The organism is Oceanicaulis sp. MMSF_3324, from assembly GCF_030733545.1.
In the GTDB taxonomy this organism is placed as follows: Bacteria; Pseudomonadota; Alphaproteobacteria; order Caulobacterales; family Maricaulaceae; genus Oceanicaulis.
On the sequence record NZ_JASHIU010000001.1, the window covers coordinates 131347 to 148962 of the forward strand.

General features: G+C 65.2%; 18 protein-coding genes and 1 tRNA gene. 14 read left to right on the top strand and 5 right to left on the bottom strand.

What is annotated here, in order from left to right:
* Positions 1–51: 51 nt before the first annotated feature.
* Both RBA95_RS00610 and RBA95_RS00615 read left to right on the top strand, forming a co-directional pair.
* On the top strand, positions 52–789 hold the full coding sequence (locus tag RBA95_RS00610; protein WP_306014835.1) for a creatininase family protein: 738 nt from the start codon (positions 52–54) through the stop codon (positions 787–789).
* Positions 790–883: 94 nt separating this feature from the next.
* The gene (locus RBA95_RS00615) at positions 884–1456 is read left to right on the top strand and encodes a hypothetical protein (protein ID WP_306014836.1); all 573 of its coding nucleotides are present in this window, start codon (positions 884–886) and stop codon (positions 1454–1456) included.
* Positions 1457–1471: 15 nt separating this feature from the next.
* Here RBA95_RS00615 and RBA95_RS00620 read toward each other — a convergent pair whose 3' ends face one another.
* From RBA95_RS00620 to tsaD, 4 genes are read right to left on the bottom strand one after another with little or no spacing between them, the layout of a single operon-like run.
* Positions 1472–1822, bottom strand: coding sequence for a Rieske (2Fe-2S) protein (locus RBA95_RS00620; RefSeq protein WP_306014837.1), 351 nt, complete (start codon positions 1820–1822; stop codon positions 1472–1474).
* Positions 1823–2113 carry a YciI family protein gene (locus RBA95_RS00625; RefSeq protein WP_306014838.1) on the bottom strand — a complete coding sequence of 97 codons (291 nt, stop codon included), beginning with the start codon at positions 2111–2113 and terminating at the stop codon, positions 1823–1825. It abuts the gene before it with no gap.
* Between the two features lie 15 nt (positions 2114–2128).
* A complete protein-coding gene (locus RBA95_RS00630; RefSeq protein ID WP_306014839.1) occupies positions 2129–3130 on the bottom strand; it encodes an NAD(P)H-dependent glycerol-3-phosphate dehydrogenase in 1002 nt (333 codons plus the stop codon).
* Between the two features lie 21 nt (positions 3131–3151).
* Complete coding sequence (gene tsaD / locus RBA95_RS00635; protein ID WP_371933572.1) at positions 3152–4246, bottom strand: tRNA (adenosine(37)-N6)-threonylcarbamoyltransferase complex transferase subunit TsaD; 1095 nt, start codon at positions 4244–4246, stop codon at positions 3152–3154.
* A 160-nt stretch (positions 4247–4406) separates the two neighbouring features.
* Here tsaD and hemC point away from each other — a divergent pair, with 160 nt between their 5' ends.
* The 6 genes from hemC to RBA95_RS00665 all read left to right on the top strand — a co-directional run bounded on the left by hemC (position 4407) and on the right by RBA95_RS00665 (position 9734).
* Positions 4407–5354, top strand: coding sequence for a hydroxymethylbilane synthase (hemC, locus tag RBA95_RS00640; RefSeq protein WP_371933573.1), 948 nt, complete (start codon positions 4407–4409; stop codon positions 5352–5354).
* 3 nt (positions 5355–5357) lie between these two features.
* On the top strand, positions 5358–6083 hold the full coding sequence (locus tag RBA95_RS00645; protein WP_306014842.1) for a uroporphyrinogen-III synthase: 726 nt from the start codon (positions 5358–5360) through the stop codon (positions 6081–6083).
* Positions 6084–6151: 68 nt separating this feature from the next.
* Entirely contained in the window at positions 6152–7408 is a 1257-nt protein-coding gene (locus tag RBA95_RS00650) for a hypothetical protein (protein WP_306014843.1), read from the top strand.
* A 3-nt stretch (positions 7409–7411) separates the two neighbouring features.
* Entirely contained in the window at positions 7412–8875 is a 1464-nt protein-coding gene (locus tag RBA95_RS00655) for a heme biosynthesis protein HemY (RefSeq protein ID WP_306014844.1), read from the top strand.
* Between the two features lie 15 nt (positions 8876–8890).
* Entirely contained in the window at positions 8891–9568 is a 678-nt protein-coding gene (gene udk, locus RBA95_RS00660) for a uridine kinase (RefSeq protein WP_306014845.1), read from the top strand.
* Between the two features lie 90 nt (positions 9569–9658).
* Positions 9659–9734 (top strand) — tRNA-Thr (locus tag RBA95_RS00665).
* 116 nt (positions 9735–9850) lie between these two features.
* Here the strand turns inward: RBA95_RS00665 and RBA95_RS00670 are convergent.
* Positions 9851–11908, bottom strand: a complete 2058-nt coding sequence (locus tag RBA95_RS00670) for a GAF domain-containing hybrid sensor histidine kinase/response regulator (RefSeq protein WP_306014846.1) — start codon at positions 11906–11908, stop codon at positions 9851–9853.
* Between the two features lie 190 nt (positions 11909–12098).
* Here RBA95_RS00670 and RBA95_RS00675 point away from each other — a divergent pair, with 190 nt between their 5' ends.
* The 6 genes from RBA95_RS00675 (at position 12099) to RBA95_RS00700 (ending at position 17616) form a co-directional block, all read left to right on the top strand.
* Positions 12099–12860 carry a cysteine hydrolase gene (locus tag RBA95_RS00675; RefSeq protein ID WP_306014847.1) on the top strand — a complete coding sequence of 254 codons (762 nt, stop codon included), beginning with the start codon at positions 12099–12101 and terminating at the stop codon, positions 12858–12860.
* Positions 12861–12976: 116 nt separating this feature from the next.
* On the top strand, positions 12977–13387 hold the full coding sequence (locus RBA95_RS00680; protein ID WP_306014848.1) for a nuclear transport factor 2 family protein: 411 nt from the start codon (positions 12977–12979) through the stop codon (positions 13385–13387).
* Positions 13388–13416: 29 nt separating this feature from the next.
* Positions 13417–14079, top strand: coding sequence for a hypothetical protein (locus tag RBA95_RS00685; protein ID WP_306014849.1), 663 nt, complete (start codon positions 13417–13419; stop codon positions 14077–14079).
* A gap of 19 nt (positions 14080–14098) precedes the next feature.
* The gene (locus tag RBA95_RS00690; RefSeq protein WP_306014851.1) at positions 14099–15448 is read left to right on the top strand and encodes an NAD(P)/FAD-dependent oxidoreductase; all 1350 of its coding nucleotides are present in this window, start codon (positions 14099–14101) and stop codon (positions 15446–15448) included.
* A gap of 24 nt (positions 15449–15472) precedes the next feature.
* Positions 15473–16999 carry a PAS domain S-box protein gene (locus RBA95_RS00695; RefSeq protein WP_306014852.1) on the top strand — a complete coding sequence of 509 codons (1527 nt, stop codon included), beginning with the start codon at positions 15473–15475 and terminating at the stop codon, positions 16997–16999.
* Positions 16996–17616, top strand: coding sequence for a response regulator transcription factor (locus RBA95_RS00700; RefSeq protein ID WP_306014853.1), 621 nt, complete (start codon positions 16996–16998; stop codon positions 17614–17616). The genes RBA95_RS00695 and RBA95_RS00700 overlap by 4 nt, the downstream gene beginning before the upstream one ends.

Genomic DNA, 17616 nt, shown 5'->3' on the forward strand with positions numbered 1-17616 from the left:
GTCGGTCTGGTATCCAGTCTCGCCCTATCTTGATGGTTGGAGTGATCATTCATGCTGCTGCACACTGCCGCCTGGCCCGAAGTCGAAGCCTATCTCAAGACCCAGAAGGGCATCATCATCCCGATTGGCTCGACCGAGCAGCATGGTCCGAACGGATTGGTGGGCACCGACGCGATCTGTCCCGAAGTCATCGCCCGTGAAGCCGGCGCCGAGGCCGGCATCCTGGTGGGCCCCACCTTCAATGTGGGTGTCGCCCAGCACCATCTGGGCTTTCCCGGCTCCATGACCCTGCGTCCGACCACGATGATCGCGGCGCTCAATGACTGGATCGACTCCCTGGCCCGGCACGGGTTCGAGAAGATCTACTTCCTCAACGGTCATGGCGGGAATATCGCCACCATCGCCGCCGCGTTCGCCGAGAGCTACGCCAACTGGTCCTTCGACGCCGAGGCCTGCCCCTATGAGCTCAAGCAGATGAACTGGTGGGAGCTTCCCGGCGTGATGGATGTGTGCCGCTCACTCTTCCCCGTCGGCGATGGCAGTCACGCCACCGCATCGGAAGTGGCGGTGACCTATTACGCCTATCCCGAACACGTCAAAACCGTCAAAATGGATCCCAAGATCGCGCCGAATGGCCGGTTCACGGATGCGGACAATTACCGCAAGACCTTCCCTGATGGCCGGATCGGCTCCGACCCCGCCCAGGCCACGCCGGAAAAGGGCGAAACCATCGTCGCCGCCGCCCGGAAGGCATTGATCAGCGACGCGAAGACCTTCTTCAGCCGCTAGAGCTTGAAGCTTCAGCGACAGGGCGTGTTTTCACTCCCGCCGTGCAAAAGGCTGGGCTAGATTTTGGCCCGGCCTTTTCATCTGGAGACGTCTCATGAACCCTTTGCGTTTTCTCAGCGTGTCCGCTCTCGCCCTGATGATCGTCGCCTGCGGCGAGCCCCAGGAGCCGGACCTGTCGCCCTATGCCGGACAATCAGATGCGGCGACGCAAACCGACTCTGATCTCGCCGAAGAAGCGGGCGAGGATGCGAGCGAAGCGGAAACGGATGACGACGAGGTCGAACTGCGTCCCACCGACCAGAAGGCGCGTGAGCTGTGCAATGCGGTGGAGGGCGACTTCGCCGAAAGGCTCGATCCGGGCACGGCCTTCGCCGCACGCGGCGGGGATGGCCGGGTCTTTGTGGGCTGGAATTATGACGGCGCAGTCGAACAGCATGTGGTCTTCACGCCGGATGTGGACGTGGACGCCCGCCTGCCCTTCGATCTGGCGGTGGGCGATTTCCAGCGCTGGAACATGGAGCGAGACGCCCCGAACCGCGATCTCACCGGCGCTGACCGCAGACGTGACGGCGGCTTGTGCGTGCTTCAGACCGAACGCGACGCCATCGACCCGCTGATTTCGGCCTGGCGTACGTTGGCGCCTCAGCTCGAAGACGCGTCAGAATAAGCCACGGTGGCGGCCTCAGGCCCCCACCACCTGCCCGTTCTCGACCTTGACCGGCACGGCTTTCAGCACCGCGCTGCCAGCCGGACCGCCGACGCAGGCGCCCGATTTGACGTCAAAGCTCGCCCCGTGAAACGGGCAGACGAGATACTGGCCTTCGCTGACCAGTGTCTTGCCCGACGGCAAGGAAAACGGCCGACCCGCATGCGGGCAGACATTGAGGTACGCCGTCACCGTCTCGCCCGATCGCAGCACCACAATGGGGGTCGGCTCGAAATCGGCGGGCAGGCCGCCCGGATCGGGAATGTCGGCGAGGGTTTTGAGCACCGTGCCCGGCTCGGGCATGACGGTTTCGGTCTCCTCTGACATCTACAGCCCCTCCGGCGCCTTCACCGTCCATTTGAACGGAATCCAGAACACGTCCGAGAACAGGTCCGCCTTGGCGTAGGGATCGGTGGCAAGGATCTCGCGCAGCGCCGCTTCATCCTCAGCCTCAACCACCAGAAGCGAGCCGACCGGTTCGCCTTCGCCCCCCAGCAAGGGCCCCGCCATCTTGACCGGCGAGCTCTCATCAGACGCCCACAGAAGGTGTTCGGAACGGTGTTGCAGGCGCACATCCAGCGCGCCCTGGCGGTCAGTACAGGTGACGGCAAACAGCATGGGAATTCCTGTCGTCTAGTAGGTTTCAGGTCCGAACGGACGGGTCAGAAGCGCCGTGATCGCCTGATCCACGCTCATTCGGCCCGCCAGCACCGCATCAACGGCGGCGCAGATCGGCATTTCGACATTGTGTTGTTTCGCCAAGGCGACCACGGCGGGCGCTGTGGCGACCCCTTCGGTGACCGCCTTGCGCGCGCCCAGCACCGCGTCCAGCGTCTGGCCCTGCCCCAGCGCCAGTCCGCAGGACATGTTGCGCGATTGCGGCGAGGAACAGGTCAGCACCAGATCCCCCAGCCCGCACAGGCCGGTCAGGGTTTCGCGCTGCGCGCCCAGGGCCAGGCCGAGCCGGGTCATCTCCGCAAAGCCGCGCGCGATCAGCGCCGCATGAGCCGACTTGCCCAGTTCGCGGCCTTCCACGATGCCGGCGGCGATGGCGAGCACATTCTTGATCGAGCCGCCCACTTCCGCGCCGACAAGGTCACTGGACCAGTACGGGCGGAAGGTTGGTGACCCGACCGCCTCCATGAGCGCCTCGCCCATCTCCGGGTCTTCACACGCCAGGGTCACGGCGGTGGGCAGGCCCTTGGCCACATCAATCGCGAAGCTTGGGCCGGACAGGACCGCAGGGACGGCGTGCGGCACGGTTTCGCGCAGAACATCAGTCATCAAGGCCAGGCTCTCGCGCTCAAAACCCTTGGCGCACAGAAGGACCGGGACGCCCTGGGCGATATGCGGAGCAAACTGGGTGAGGATGGACCGCGCATGCTGGGCGGGCGCCACCATCAGAACCGCATCGCAGCCAGACAGGTCCGCCGGATCGGAGCTGGCGGTGATGGCCGGGTTCAGGGGCGCGCCGGGCAGGAAGACCGTGTTCTCGTTCTGGGCGTTGATCGCCTCGACCACTTCGGCCTCATACGCCCAGAGCGTCACCTTGCGGCCCGCCTGGGCGGCGGACTGGGCGAGCGCCGTGCCCCAGGCGCCGGCGCCAATCACGCCAATGGATTGATACTCCGCCATATCCTCCCCTTCCGGCCGGGCTTACGCCTTCGGCCCCTTGCGCCCGGACCCGCTGGCGGGGTCCTGGGCGGCGGCGTCCTGATCCAGCGGCCAGCGCGGCCGGGCGGCGGCGTCCAGACCATCGGTCTGGCCCAGCGCCAGTCGTTCCACGCCCGCCAATGCGATCATCGCCGCATTATCGGTGCAGTATTTCAAGGGCGGCGCAATCAGCTCGAAGCCATGCGCCTGCGCTTCGGACTGGAGCGCCTGGCGCACCGCCGTATTGGCCGCCACCCCGCCCGCGGCGACCAGCGGCAAGGGCCCTTCAAGTTCGGCGAAGCGATCGCGGAAAATCTCCATCGCCCGCCCGGCGCGCTGCGCCAGATGGCGCGCAATCGCGCTTTGCATGGACGCGGCGAGGTCAGCGCGGTCCTGATCATTGGGCGCCGCAAGGCTGTCCCAATGCCGCCGCGCCGCGGTCTTCAGACCCGCGAACGAGAAATTGCACGACTTGTCGCGCGCCAGCATCAAGGGCAGCGCGAAGCGTTTGGGGTCTTGGGCGTCCTGGGCATGGCGCTCCACCGCCGGGCCGCCAGGAAAGCCCAGCCCCATGACCTTGGCGGTCTTGTCGAACGCCTCGCCCGCCGCATCGTCGATGGTGGAGCCCAAACGCGTCATCCGGCCCACGCCCTCCACGATCACGAGCTGGGTGTGCCCGCCGGACACCAGCAGCAGCAGATAGGGAAAGGCCAGCTTATGGGTCAGGCGCGGTGACAGGGCGTGGCCTTCAAGGTGGTTCACCGCCACCAGCGGAATGTCCGCGCCCAAAGCAATGCCCTTGGCGGTCATCAGCGCCGCCATCACGCCGCCAATCAGGCCCGGCCCCGCGGTCGCGGCGACAGCATCCAGATCAGCCGACTTCAACCCGGCCTCCTTGAGCACGCCTTCGGCCAGCGCATCCATGCGCTCGGCATGGGCGCGGGCGGCAATCTCGGGCACCACGCCGCCAAAGGGCGCATGGGCGCTATTCTGTCCCATCACCGCTTCGGCGAGAATCTCCACCTGCCCGTCGCCATGGCGACGCAGCACAGCGGCGGCTGTATCATCGCAGCTCGATTCAAGACCGAGCACGGTCAGAGCGCCCTGCGGCGCCGCGCCCGGTTGCGGGTGGACTTGATCATGGGATAACGCCATGACCTTGCAGTACCCTCGCTGGCGTTTCGGCGCAATCTTCAGCCTCTGCTGGCGAGACCTTGAAAGCGCGTGAAGGAGTGCGTCTGTCGTGAACCTGTTCAATATGCCGATTGCGACCCGCACCTCGCCCCTGGCCATGGCGCAGACGCTGGATGTCCAGGCGCGCCTCGCCCAGGCCCATGGCGAACCGGAGCCCGATGAGAGCTTTCCCATCATGGGGATGACCACCACGGGCGACCGCATCACCGACCGGGCGCTGCTGCTGGCCGGCGGCAAGGGCCTGTTCACGAAAGAGCTTGAACGCGCGCTTCTGGACGGGAAGGCCCGCTTCGCCGTGCACTCCATGAAGGATGTGCCCACCGCCCTGCCCGACGGCCTGGAAATCGCCTGCGTTCTCGAACGCGAGGATCCGCGCGACACGCTGCTGACCCGCGACGGGATCAGCCGCATCGAGGATTTGCCTGAGGGCGCGACACTGGGCACGGCCTCGATCCGCCGTCAGTCCCAGGCGCTGGCGCTGCGCCCCGACCTCAATGTGGTGCTGTTGCGCGGCAATGTGGACACCCGGCTTGAAAAGCTGAATTCGGGCGAGGTGGACGCCACCTTCCTGGCCCGCGCCGGCTTGCGGCGCCTGGGCCGTGAACAGGGCGAATTGCCGCCGCTGGAACTGAGCGCCGTCATCCCCGCCCCCGCCCAGGGCGCAGTGGGGATCGAGATCCGCTCGGACGATGTCGAGGCGCGCAAGGCGCTGGAACCGCTCAACCATTTGCCGACCCGCATCTGCATCGCCGCCGAGCGCGGCTTCCTGCAAGCGCTCGACGGCTCATGCCGCACCCCGATCGCGGCGCACGCGACCCTGGACGGCGCCGAAGTGCATTTGCGCGGCGAAGCGTTGATGCCCGACGGCTCCAAACGCTGGGGCAATGAAACCCGCGCGCAACTGCCCGAGTTGGACCCCGATGCGGCCCGCCTGCTGGGCTATGAACTGGGCCTTGAGGTGAAACGCGCCGGCGGGGACACGCTGGCGCGCATCGTGGCGGAAACCGGCTGATCCATGAGCTCGATCCTGCGCCCCAAAGTGCTTGTAACCCGCGCCGAACCCGGCGCGACGCGGACCTGCACGGCGCTGTCAGATCGGGGGTTTGACGCCCTGAACGCCGCCACAGCGATCCTCAGGGCCAGACCTGTCACGCTGTCGCTTGAAGGCGTGGGGCTGATCGCGGTCACCAGCCCGTTTGGAGCCAGCTGTCTGGCGCACGCCACGACAGAGCGCCGCCTGCCCGTCATTGCGGTGGGCGATGTCACCGCCAACCGGTTGCGAGAGGCCGGTTTCGAGCGGGTCAACAACGCCAGCGGGGATGCACGGGACTTGTTGGCGATGATCCGCGAGCGGGCGCCCGAAGGCGCGGTCCTGCATGTGCGCGGCGTCGATCAGACCGGCGATCTCAGCGCCGAGCTCAACGCCCATGGCGTTCGCGCCCGGTCCGAAATTCTCTATGCCGCCGAGCCGGTTCCGGCCCTGCCAGACCCGGTCTGGGCCGCCTTGTCAGAGGGCGCTTGCGTCCTGATCCACTCCGCCAAGGGCGCGGAGCGGTTTGCAGACCTGGCCAAAGCCGCCGGACAGGTCGCAGCCCTGCGGGCGGCGCCCCTCATCGCCATCTCAGAGACGGCCGCCGAACCTTTGAAGAGCCTGGGCGTTGCAAGGCTGACGATCGCCAAGCGCCCGGATGAAGCGGCGCTGTTTGACGCACTCGAAAACCGCCCCTCAGCCCGTGCTTGAGGTGGCGCTGCGCTGCAACGCAGCCTAGACTCGCACCCGATGCTTTGGCCCTGCGCCCCGAGGACAGTATGAGCGCCGACAAATCCCGCCCTGACGCCGCCGAACCCGTGGACGCCGAGTTCGAACCCGCGCCCGATAGCGGCGGATCAACCGCCAAGTCGAAATCGAAAAAGTCCAAGCCCAGCACAAAGGGCAAGGGCGGGACGCCCGTCCTGGCCTTTATCGGCCTGACCGTTCTGGCGGCAGGCGTGGGCGGCGGCGCCGGCTGGCTGATCGGCCATTATACGCCCTCATCCGGCGACACGGCGCCCAATGCCGAGCTTGTCAATCGGATCGAAGCGCTGGAAAACCAGACAGTCACTACCGATCAGCTGAACGCCCTTCAGGCCCGTCTGGAAGCGGTCGAGGACACCACCGCGGGCGCCCCGTTGCGCACCGATGCGTTTGAACAGCTGATCCGCGACGTGGCCGATCTGCGCAATGATCTTGAAGCGATCGAGACCAGCGGCGGCTCGACTGAGCTGTCCGCCGTCACCACGCGGTTGTCCACCATCGAACGACGGCTGGACACCATCGCCAGCGACGCCGAGACCGCGCTCGCCACGGCGGAGACCACGCAATCCGCGCTTCAGCAGATGCGCAATCAGTCGGCATCCGGTTCCAATGACACAAGCGCCAGCCTGCCGTCCGACCAGATTTCGTCCCTAAGACGGGACATCGCGAGCATGCAGGCCGATATCCGCGCCCTGCAAGACGGTCAGGGAGATCTGGATAGCCTGACCTCGCGTCTTGCAGCACTTGAAGCTGTGGTTTCAGGTCTGCCCGCCGAGACGGGCGCCGCCGCTTCACCGGCCGCCTCGACAAGTCTTGCCCGACAGGCTCTGGCGTTTTCCGATCTGGCCCAGGCTGCGGCGCACTCCCAGCCCTTCGCCATGGAGTACGCCATGCTGAGCCAGGTCTGGCCCGATCGCCGTGAGATCAATGCCCTGACCGAAGCGGCCCGCACCGGCGCGCCAACCCTGGATGATCTCGCCGACAGCTTCCCCGCTCAGCAGGTCCGCGAGGCCCTGGGCCAGACCCAGCGCCTTTGGGGCGTGATCGAGGTGCGGCGCACCGGTGATGATCAGGGAATCGCCGACCAGATCCTCACCCATCTCGAACAGGGCGAGCTGAGCGCCGCGATCAATCTCGCGGACAGCATTGACGCCGACGCCGGGCTCGCGCCCTGGCTCGTGGATGCCCGCAAACGCGAAGCGCTGGACGCCGCACTAGAAGACATGCGCCAGACGCTGGCGCGTCAGGCTGACGCCAATGGGGAGCGCTAGACCATGATCCGCCTCATCCTCGCCGTCATCGCCTGCGTCTTCACCGCCACCCTGGCCGTGTTCCTGACCCTCAATCCCGGCCTGGTGACCATTGAGTTCCTGGGCCAAACGCTGGAAGCGCCTTTTGCGCTGGCCATGGGCGCTTTGATCCTCGCCGCCTTCGTGCTGGTGGTCGCCTGGTGGGTCATCGCCAAGCTCTGGTCCGCGCCGGATGCCTGGAAACGCTTTTCCCTGCGCCGGCGCCGTGATCAGGGCTTTGACGCGCTCGAACGCGCGCTGATCGCTTCGGCCGCCGGACAGGGCGATCTCGCCGTCCGTCAGGCCGCCCGCGCAGAAGCCCTTCTGGACCGTCCAGCTTTGTCGCGCCTTTTGGCGGCGCGCGCCGCCGAGGCCGCTGGTGATCTGGAAAGCGCGCAAATCCATTATGAAGCCATGCTGGCGGACGCCAAGACGCGACTGGTGGCCCAGCGCGGGCTCGTGGGTATTGCGCAATCGCGCTCGGACTCGCCCTCGCTGCTGACCCATGCCTCGGACGCCTTTGATCAGGCCGGTCAAGCCCGCTGGGCGTTTGACGCGCTCTTCGAGGCTCAGGTGAACGCCGCCCAATGGGCGAAAGCCGAGGCCACTCTCACCGAGGGCGAGCGACGCGGTCATGTGGATCGGGCCGTGTCCGCCCGCATGCGCGGCGTCCTCCTGACGGCCGAAGCTCGGCGCCTGGAAAACACCGACCCCGAAACCGCCGCGAAACTCGCGGACCGCGCCGCTTCGGCGTCGCCCGCCTTCGCCCCGGCCGCCGAGCTGGCCGGACGTCTGCTCGCTGAACAGCGTCGCCATCGCCGGGCGGTCGACATACTGGAAGACGCCTGGAAGACCGCGCCTCACCCGGCGCTCGCACGCGCTTTCGCGACCTTGCGGCGCTCAGACACCAAGGCCAAGCGGGCCGAACGGCTGCGCGGTCTGGCGGCGCTCAACCCCGATCATCGCGAGAGTCGCTTGCTGCTGGTGGAAACGGCGCTGGAGCAAGGCAATCGCGAAGCCGCGCACGCAGCCCTGAACCCGGTTCTCGATACCAGCCCGGTGTCCGCCCGCGCCTGCGCGCTCGCGGCGCGCCTCGCCCGGCTGGAGGATCGGCCCGAAGACGCCCAGCGCTGGATGGCGCGTGCCTCCCATGCCCCGGCCGAGGCGGACTGGTCGGATATCGACGAGGGCGGACAGGCATTCAATTACACCGATGCAGACTGGAAACGCATGGTGGACAGCTGGGGCCGGGACGCGGTCCTGATCCATCCGCGCCATGAGCGGTATGAAGTCGCCGCCGCCGCTGCGCCCGAAACCGTCCTGATCGATGCGCGCCCCACTGCAGAGCGATCCGCCAAGCGCAGTGAAGCGGGCGACAAACAGGGCCCGAACTTTTATGTACCCGGGCCGGCGCCGGATGATCCGGGCGCCTCTGATCCCGACACCTAGCCTTGTTCGCGCCCCATGACCGCATCTGATACCGCTCGCCCCCGTCTCATCATCGGCGTCACCGGCGGCTCCGCCTCCGGCAAGACCGAGATTGCCCGATCGGCGGCTCGCGCCGCTGCGCCCCTGAGCGCGCTGGTCCTGTCCGAAGACGACTATTATGCGGACCATGGCTCGAAACCGGACTTTGATCCGTCCGACTTCAATTTCGACCATCCCCAATCGCGCGACCACGCGCTGCTGGCCAAGCATCTGGCGGCCCTCAAAACCGGCAAGACGATCAAGGGCCCGATCTATGACTTCACGATCCACCGCCGGCGCAGCGACACACGCTCCATCGCGCCCGCCGACGTGATCATCGTGGAGGGCATCCACCTGTTCTGTGACGAACGGGTGCGCGATTGTCTTGATCTGAAAGTCTATGTCTCAGCGCCCGATGACATCCGGCTGGCCCGCCGCCTGTTGCGCGATGTGAACGAACGCGGCCGGACCTCTCATTCGGTGGTGCACCAGTATCTGCGCACCGTGCGGCCCATGCACCATGAGTGGACCTCGCCGAACAAGGAATACGCCGATATCCTGATCCGCAATGATGCCGCCGCGGCGCGCCCGGCGGATCATCTGAGCAATTTCTTCGACGCCCTGGCCGCCCCGATCGTGGACAAGGTCAAAGCCTTCGGCCAGGTTCAGCCCTGACGCAGGTGAGCTGGCAAAACCGTCTTGCCCCCGTCGCCGTTCGAGGCTAGTTTCCGCGCCCTCCGAGGCAGGCTTCCGCCTGCTCCGAGCGCCGCTTTAGCTCAGCTGGTAGAGCAACGCATTCGTAATGCGTAGGTCGCGTGTTCGAGTCACGCAAGCGGCACCATTTCTTCTCTCATTTTATTGTTCTCCCTCGCCTCCGCTCGGTCGATCCTCGCTGTCGCTGCGGGCGCGCAGTTGCGCTTGCGGACCTGTGGTCCGGCGCCTGTTCTCACAAATCGCTCAGGCGGTTTTGCGTTGATGCTTTTTCAGGGTGCGCTCACACGTGTCCAACAGCTCGGCTTCATCAATGGGTTTGGCGATATAGTCGTCCATCCCCATGGCCAGGAAGCGCGCCCGCTCCCCCGCGCCGGCATGCGCCGTCACCGCAATGACCGGGGTGTTGGCGCCAGCGTCGTTCAGCGCACGCAATCGTTTAAGCGTCTCCTCGCCCGACATGACCGGCATGCTGGCGTCCAGAAGCACCAGATCAAAGCTCTGCTCTTCAAACACGGACAGAGCCTGCGCGCCGGACTCTGCTTCCGTGACGGCCGCTCCTTCAGGTTCGAGCATGTAGCGGGCGACCATGCGATTGATGGCGTTGTCATCCACCAGGAGGACGCGGGCGCCGGACAAACGCCCGTGCTCGGCGTGAACCGTTTCTGGCGCAGACGCCGAAATCGCGCCGCCATTCGTCAGACGCGCCACAACGCTCAAGGTGAAGTGCGAGCCTTCCCCGGGTGCGCTTTTCACCGCGACATCACCCCCCATGCGGCGCGCCAGCTCCCGGGTAATGACAAGCCCAAGGCCAGAGCCGCTCTTGCCCACGGCGCCCATGGCGCCGCCCTGCTCGTAGCGGTGAAACAATTTGTCGAGCTGGTCTTTTGTCATGCCGGGCCCGGTGTCGGACACCGTGACATTGAGCGTGCAGGCGGCGGAATTGAGACGTTCAACTCCGGCTTCAAGCCGGACAGACCCGGTGTCGGTAAACTTGATCGCATTGGACAACAGGTTGGACACGCACTGGCGCAGACGGGTCGCATCGATCTCGACCTGAGCGGGCAATTCCGAAAACGCCTCTTCAAGCGCCAATCCCTTTTCCTCGGCATTAGCGTGGAACAGAAGACAGGTCTCCGTCAGCAGGCGCGCCGGATCCACAGTTTCAGGCTGGAGCTGGAACCGCCCCGCTTCCAGCTTTGATAGGTCGAGCAAGTCATTGAGAAGGCTCATCAACTGATCGCTCGCCACTTTCAGCAGCGCAACCTGTTCATTCAGGGGCGCTTCAAGCTCGGCCTCGGACAGCAGACGAACCAGGCCCAGCATGCCGTTCAGCGGGGTGCGCAGTTCATGGCTCACATTGGCGACAAATTCCGTCTTGGCTTCATTGGTGCGCTCAGCAACCGCCTGGGCGTCGCGGGCGCTCTGGGTCAGCTTGCGCGCATTGAGAACCAGCTCGGCGACCACGATGTAATTGGCCAGCGCGTAGATCAGAGACAGCTCTTCCGGGGTCCAGACATGAAGCTCGCCCCCTTTGTAGACGCTCAGCACCCCACTCACGCTGTCCTGCTGCACCACCGGCGCGGCCAATAACGCGCCCGATTGCGCGGCATGAAGCGCCCCGCCCAGACGGCGCTCGACAGATCCGGCGCTGCGCAGATCACTGACTTCGACGAAGCCGCCCTTGATCACAAAGTCGAACGCGTCCGGCGCACCCAATTGGGTGACCGGCTCGCGCTTAAGCCGTTCGCCTTCGGACCGCGACCAGGCGCATTGAAGCTGCAAGGCTGTGCGATCCTGGGTGAACAGCCACAGGCACGCTTCATCCGCATCCAGAGACGCCACCAGGCGTTCCACGACCTTGCGCGTCATCAGGTCGTAATCCCATCCATTGTTGAGATGGTCCTGGGCCAGCTCGCGCTTGAGCTGGTTGAGCTGGCGAGAGCGCTCCAGCGTCTGCAGCAGGGTCTGCTCGGCGGTTTCCCGAGCCCGCACCTCCGCATCGACCCGGCGCAACATCGGCAGCCAGCGGAAGAAGCCCACACTGATCAGGAACACACCGATGGCATCGCCGATATAGGAAATCGCCTCGATCAGGTCGTGGGTCGGCTCGAGCTGGCCCGGTTCGTAGGGCACGAAACCATTGCTGGAATCGATCAGGGCCGACACGCCGATCACCACCAGCCCGCTGACCACGAAGCGACTGCCCTTCCGCAGCCGGGTCGTGTGACGCAGGTTGAGATACAGAACCAGACCGGCCGTCAAACTGGTCAGGGCGATCAGAATTTCAAAAAGACCGCTCAAGCCGCCCCCCTTTGAACCCGTTCATCAAAGCGCAGTTGGGTAAAGATCAGGTTGTCGAAAGCGCATCATAGGGGTTTCCCCTTAGGCACAAAAACGAATTATCCCGGCTCGCTTGCTTGCGTATCTGTCGTTCCAGAGCAGTCACCGCCTCCCCCCGGCGCTCCTTGCTCACAGAACAAAGGATACGACCATGCGTGCTTTTAAAACCGTCTCCCGCTCCGTGCTTCTCGGCGCCGCCGCCGGCGTGGCGCTGTTCAGCGGCCAGGCCCTGGCGCAGCTGCCCGATCCGGGCATGCAGATCGAGCCCGGCATCACCGCTCTCGTCGTCACCGACCCGCAAAACGACTTTCTCAGCCCCGATGGCGTGACCTGGGGCGTTGTCGGTGAAAACGTCACCGAGAACGGCACGGTCGAGAATATCGGCCGCCTGTTCGAAACCGCCCATGATGTGGGCATGCCGGTGTTCGTGTCCCCGCACTATTATTTCGAGCACGACCATGAATGGCGGTTCGAGGGCGCCCTGGAGGCGCTGATGCACCAGATCGGCATGTTCGATCGCGCCGGCCCGCTGAACCTTGAAGGCTTTGAAGGCTCCGGTGCGGACTGGCTGGAAGAGTACCGTCCGCATATCGAGCACGACCACACCGTCGTCACCTCCCCGCACAAGGTCTATGGCCCCGAGACCAATGATCTCGTCCTGCAATTGCGCAAGCAGAATGTGGACCGCGTGATCCTGGCGGGCATGTCGGCGAACCTGTGCACCGAATCCCATATGCGCGAGCTGATCGAGCAGGGGTTTGAAGTGCTGGTGGTCACAGACGCCACCGCCGCCGCCCAGGTGCCCGGCTATGACGGCTACGCCGCCGCCATGACCAATTTCCGCATGATCGCAAACCATGTGGGCGACACCGACGAGACCGTCGCCGCCATGACCGCGGCCTACAGCCGCTAACCCACCCCGCACCCGTGTTGTCTGCCCCTCCACACGGGTCGGGTCACCTGAGGGTCCGGCGGTTCGCCCCCATCTCCGCCGGACCCTCTTTCAGCTTCAAGAACAACAAGAAAATGATGACCCCGAAACTCGTCCCCCCGTTCACGGCGGAAACCGCGCGCGCCAAGGTCCAGTTCGCAGAAGACGCCTGGAACAGCCGTGATCCCGAGCGCGTGGCGCTCGCCTATTCCGAAGACTCCGAATGGCGCAATCGCGACCAGTTCTTCAAGGGTCGCGAGGCCATCAAGGCCTTCCTGCGCCACAAATGGGCCCGCGAAGCCGACTACAAGCTCAAGAAGCATTTGTGGGCCTTCACCGGAAACCGGATCTCCGTCGCCTTTTTCTATGAATGGCAGGACGCCTCGAGCGGTCAGTGGTTCCGCTCCCATGGCAATGAACAATGGGAATTCGATCGCGACGGGCTGATGGCGCGCCGCGAATCCAGCGTCAACGACATACCGATCAAGGAGGAGGAGCGGCGGCTCTAGTCCCGTCGCCTCCCTCTGGGAGCCCCGTCATGCCCCGTCCCGCACAGCCCGCAGATCTCCGGTTTGAACGCGCCTATCGGCGCTGGATGCTGTTGCACGCCCTGACCCTGCCTGCAGCCCTTGTGGTCTATGCCCTGTTGGTCGTGGCGCTGCTCGCCCTGGGCCAGGAAGTGCGCGCTGCAGTACTGATCGCGGCGGGGGCGAGCGCGCTTGTCCTGGCGCTGAGCGAGGGCGCGGTCTGGCTGGAAACCCATACCGGGCTCGACCGCCTGTTCCGACGCGTGAACATGCGCGCCTCGATCGCAGCCGAGCGTCTGGCGCGTGATGAAGACCAGTACGTCATTGAAGGCGTCAAGGACGTGGTCTTTGAATGGCGCCATGTGGAAGTCATTCAGCGCGACCGGGACTGGGCCGGCCTCTCGCTGGCGGCCCTGACGCTGGTCAGTCTGGCTGCGGGACTTGTGCTGAGCGCACTCGTGATCCGGTTCTGGGGGTGGAATTTCGCAGCGCCCCTGAGCCTGCTCACCCTGGCCTCGGCCGCGATCGGCTTCGCGCTGGCGCGGTCGGTCATGCGCTATCACTGCTTCACCGATCGCAATTTCGATCCCACCGACATTCTTCAGAACCGGCTTCTGGACCTGCTTTCAGAAGTCAAAGCCCTGCGTCGCGCCGGTGTGCGCAGCTCGGCCTGATCTTCCCCTGGAGCCCCTCATGACCCATCACTCCGATCTTCTTGTTCTGGGCACCGGCAATGCCGGCATGGCCGCCGCTGGCGTCGCCCAGCGCGCCGGCCAATCCGTCACCCTGGTGGAATCTGGCGATGTAGGCGGCACCTGCGCCATTCGCGGCTGCGTGCCCAAGAAAGTGCTGGTCGCCGCCGCAGCCAATCTGGACGCCATCGCGCGAGCCAGCGATCACGCCATTTCCGTCGGCGAGGTCAAGCTGGACTGGCCTGCGCTGATCAAGCGCGAGCGGACCTTTGTGGAGGGCGTGCCCGACATGTTTCGCTCCTCCATCACCAGTCGCGGGATGACGCTGGTGACGGGCGAAGCGGTCTTCACTGGCGCCAACTCGGTGTCCGTTGATGGCGAAACCTACACCGCCGACAAGATCGTCATCGCCACCGGCTCCAGACCCGCCCAGCTTCCGATTGAGGGCTGGGCGCTCACGGCCACCAGCGATGATCTTCTGACCCTGGAACACCTGCCTGAAGAAGTCGTGTTCGTAGGCGGCGGCGTGATTGCGCTCGAATTCGCCCATGTCATGGTGCGCGCGGGCGCCAAGGTCACCATTCTCGAAGCCGCGCCGCGGGTTCTGCCGCGTCTCGACCCGGACATGGTGGACACGCTCATCGCGTATACGCGCTCGCTCGGCGTCACCATCCATACCGGCGTCAACGTCAAGGCGATCCGCGAAGAAGGCCCGCACCGCACTGTGGACGTCGTCATCAATGGCGAGACCCTGTCGCTGAGCGCCGATCTGGTCGTGAACGGCGCCGGGCGCCGCCCTGCGGTGGAGGCTCTGAATCTGGATGCCGCCGGCATCCGGGCCGAACGCGGTCATATTGACGTGGACGTGACCTTGCGCAGCCTGACCAATCCTTGCGTCTATGTGGCCGGGGACGCGCTGGCGGCTTCACCGCAACTCAGCCCGGTGGCGAGCTATGAAGGCCGCATCGTCGGCGAGAACGCCATCCATGACGCCCAGCAAAGCCCGGACTATTCCTCCATCCCCTCTGCGGTCTACACCGTGCCCGCCATCGCCAGCGTCGGCCTGGATGAAGCCGGCGCCAAAGCGGCGGGTCTGGAGCCGGTGGTGAAGGTCAATGACTTGCGCGACTGGCGGTCGGCGAAGACCTATGCCGAGCAGGTCGCGTTCGCCAAGGTGTTGATCGATCCTGAGACCGATCGCATTCTGGGCGCTCATCTGGCGGGCCACGGCGCAGAGGAAGTCATCCATCTGTTTACGCTGGCGATGAAGACCCAGCTGACCGCAACCGAGCTGGCCACCATGACTTACGCCTATCCCACCTTCTCCTCTGACCTTAAGTTTCTGGTGTGAGACGCACGATGAGGGGGCGCATTCATGTCTGAAGCAGGGACCGGCCAGAACGCTGATCCGGCGGATGTGTTCCGCCGGCAGCGTGATCTGATCCTGATGGCGTCCGGCGACGGCATTTACGGGATCAACTGCCAGGGCATTTCCACCTTCGTGAACCCGGCCGCAGCCCGCATGTCGGGATACACGGTCGAGGAGATGGTGGGCCGTGACCTGCATAAGCTGGTGCATCATTCGCGCCCGGACGGCTCCCATTTCCCCGGCACGGAATGCCCCATTCACGAAGCCACGCGCGACGGCAAGGTGCACCGCATTTATGACGATGTGTTCTGGCGCAAGGACGGCACCAGCTTTCCGGTCGAATACGTCTCCACGCCCATCTGGGATGGCGGCAAGATTGCGGGCGCTGTGGTCTCCTTCCGCGACATCACCGAACGCAAGCGCGCCGAGCAGGATTTGCGCGATAGCGAGCAACGCTATCGCGCGATGTTCGATGGCTCGAACGCGGCCGGTTTCCTGATTGATGCGGAAACCTGTTACGTCCTGGATGAAAACAAGCGCACCTGCGCGCTCTTTGGCTATGACGAAGTGCAATTGCGACGTTTGCGCGCCGAGGACCTGTTTATCGGCGCGCCCGGCGAAATCCCCGCCTTCTGGGACAAGGTCCAGCGCGAAGGCGCGGCGGAAACCGAAACCTCCTACGCCATCACCGCCACCGGAGAACGCATTCCGGTCCGGCTGTCGGCCAGCCGTATCCGGTATGCAGACCGCACGGGTCTTCTGGTGCTGGCGACCGATTTGCGCGTGCGTCGCGAAATGGAGGCGCGCACCCGCGCCCTGCAGAGCGAGCTGCACCATGTCTCCCGGGTCAGCGCCATGGGAGAGATGGCGTCCGCCATGGCCCATGAGCTGAACCAGCCCCTGTCAGCGGTGATGAATTATCTGGGCGCGGCCCGGCGCCTGTCCAAGACCGAGTTCGAAGGCGAGTCCCGCACCGTGCAGATGGTTGAAAAGGCCATGTCCCAGGCGGCGCGGGCCGGCGAGATCATTCGCAGCCTGCGCACCTTCCTGGACAAGGGCGAATCCGAAACCGAGTTCGCCAGCCCCTATGACGTCATTCACGACACCTTGCCGCTGATCGAGCCGGCCGTCTCGGCGGCGGGCCTGTCCTTGTCCTGCGAGCTCGATCCGGATGTGCCTCACACCCTGCTGCAGCGGGTGAACATCCAGCAGGTGCTGCTCAACCTGATCCGCAATGCGGCGGAAGCCATGAGCGAGCATGGCGGCGGCGCGATCAATGTGGCGTGCTGGAGCAGCCAGGAGCAGATCTGGGTCGAGGTGGCCGATCAGGGGCCGGGCCTGTCAGACACCCAGCAGGCGCGCCTGTTTCAGCCCTTCAATACGAGCAAGTCCGACGGCATGGGGGTCGGACTGTCCATCTGTCATTCCATCATTTCAGACCATGACGGCGCGATCACCGCGGAAAACCGCCCGGACGGCGGCGCGGTGTTCCGGTTTTCCCTGCCCGTCATTACGCCAGGAGACAAGGCATGAGCGAGATTTCAACCATGGTGTACGTCGTTGACGATGATGCGGCGGCGCGGGAATCCCTTGAGGCCCTGCTGCTGTCGGCGGGCCATGATGTTCAGACCTTCGAGAATGGCGAAACGTTTCTGGAGGCCTACTCCCCCGACTGGGCGGGTTGCGCGGTGCTGGATGTCAGAATGCCCGGCCTGTCAGGCCTGCAAGTCCAGGAAGAACTTGTGAACCGCCAGTCGACCCTGCCGGTCATCATTGTCACCGGTCATGGCGATCTGCCCATGGCGGTCCGGGCCATGCAGGCCGGCGCCCTCGACTTCATCGAGAAGCCCTATGACGAGGAGCGCCTGTTCGAAAGCGTCGAGCTGGCGGTCCAGACCGGCCAGCAACAGGCTGAAGCCAGCCAGGCGCTCACAGCCCTGAAGGAGCGCTTTGATCAATTGACGCCGCGCGAACGCGAAGTCCTGGTCGAAGTGGCCTATGGCCACCCCAACAAGGTCGTCGCCCACAAGCTGGGGATCAGCGCCCGGACGGTCGAAATCCATCGCGCCCGGGTGGTGGAGAAGATGCAGGCGCGCAGCCTCTCTCACCTTGTGCGCATGGCGATCCAGCTGGGATTGCTGAGCGAATAG

Coding starts and splice junctions, on each gene's coding strand:
- RBA95_RS00610 (WP_306014835.1), top strand. CDS start 52: ATGCTGCTGCACACTGCCGCCTGGCCCGAAGTCGAAGCCTATCTCAAG.
- RBA95_RS00615 (WP_306014836.1), top strand. CDS start 884: ATGAACCCTTTGCGTTTTCTCAGCGTGTCCGCTCTCGCCCTGATGATC.
- RBA95_RS00620 (WP_306014837.1), bottom strand. CDS start 1,822: ATGTCAGAGGAGACCGAAACCGTCATGCCCGAGCCGGGCACGGTGCTC.
- RBA95_RS00625 (WP_306014838.1), bottom strand. CDS start 2,113: ATGCTGTTTGCCGTCACCTGTACTGACCGCCAGGGCGCGCTGGATGTG.
- RBA95_RS00630 (WP_306014839.1), bottom strand. CDS start 3,130: ATGGCGGAGTATCAATCCATTGGCGTGATTGGCGCCGGCGCCTGGGGC.
- hemC (WP_371933573.1), top strand. CDS start 4,407: ATGCCGATTGCGACCCGCACCTCGCCCCTGGCCATGGCGCAGACGCTG.
- RBA95_RS00645 (WP_306014842.1), top strand. CDS start 5,358: ATGAGCTCGATCCTGCGCCCCAAAGTGCTTGTAACCCGCGCCGAACCC.
- RBA95_RS00650 (WP_306014843.1), top strand. CDS start 6,152: ATGAGCGCCGACAAATCCCGCCCTGACGCCGCCGAACCCGTGGACGCC.
- RBA95_RS00655 (WP_306014844.1), top strand. CDS start 7,412: ATGATCCGCCTCATCCTCGCCGTCATCGCCTGCGTCTTCACCGCCACC.
- udk (WP_306014845.1), top strand. CDS start 8,891: ATGACCGCATCTGATACCGCTCGCCCCCGTCTCATCATCGGCGTCACC.
- RBA95_RS00675 (WP_306014847.1), top strand. CDS start 12,099: ATGCGTGCTTTTAAAACCGTCTCCCGCTCCGTGCTTCTCGGCGCCGCC.
- RBA95_RS00680 (WP_306014848.1), top strand. CDS start 12,977: ATGACCCCGAAACTCGTCCCCCCGTTCACGGCGGAAACCGCGCGCGCC.
- RBA95_RS00685 (WP_306014849.1), top strand. CDS start 13,417: ATGCCCCGTCCCGCACAGCCCGCAGATCTCCGGTTTGAACGCGCCTAT.
- RBA95_RS00690 (WP_306014851.1), top strand. CDS start 14,099: ATGACCCATCACTCCGATCTTCTTGTTCTGGGCACCGGCAATGCCGGC.
- RBA95_RS00695 (WP_306014852.1), top strand. CDS start 15,473: ATGTCTGAAGCAGGGACCGGCCAGAACGCTGATCCGGCGGATGTGTTC.
- RBA95_RS00700 (WP_306014853.1), top strand. CDS start 16,996: ATGAGCGAGATTTCAACCATGGTGTACGTCGTTGACGATGATGCGGCG.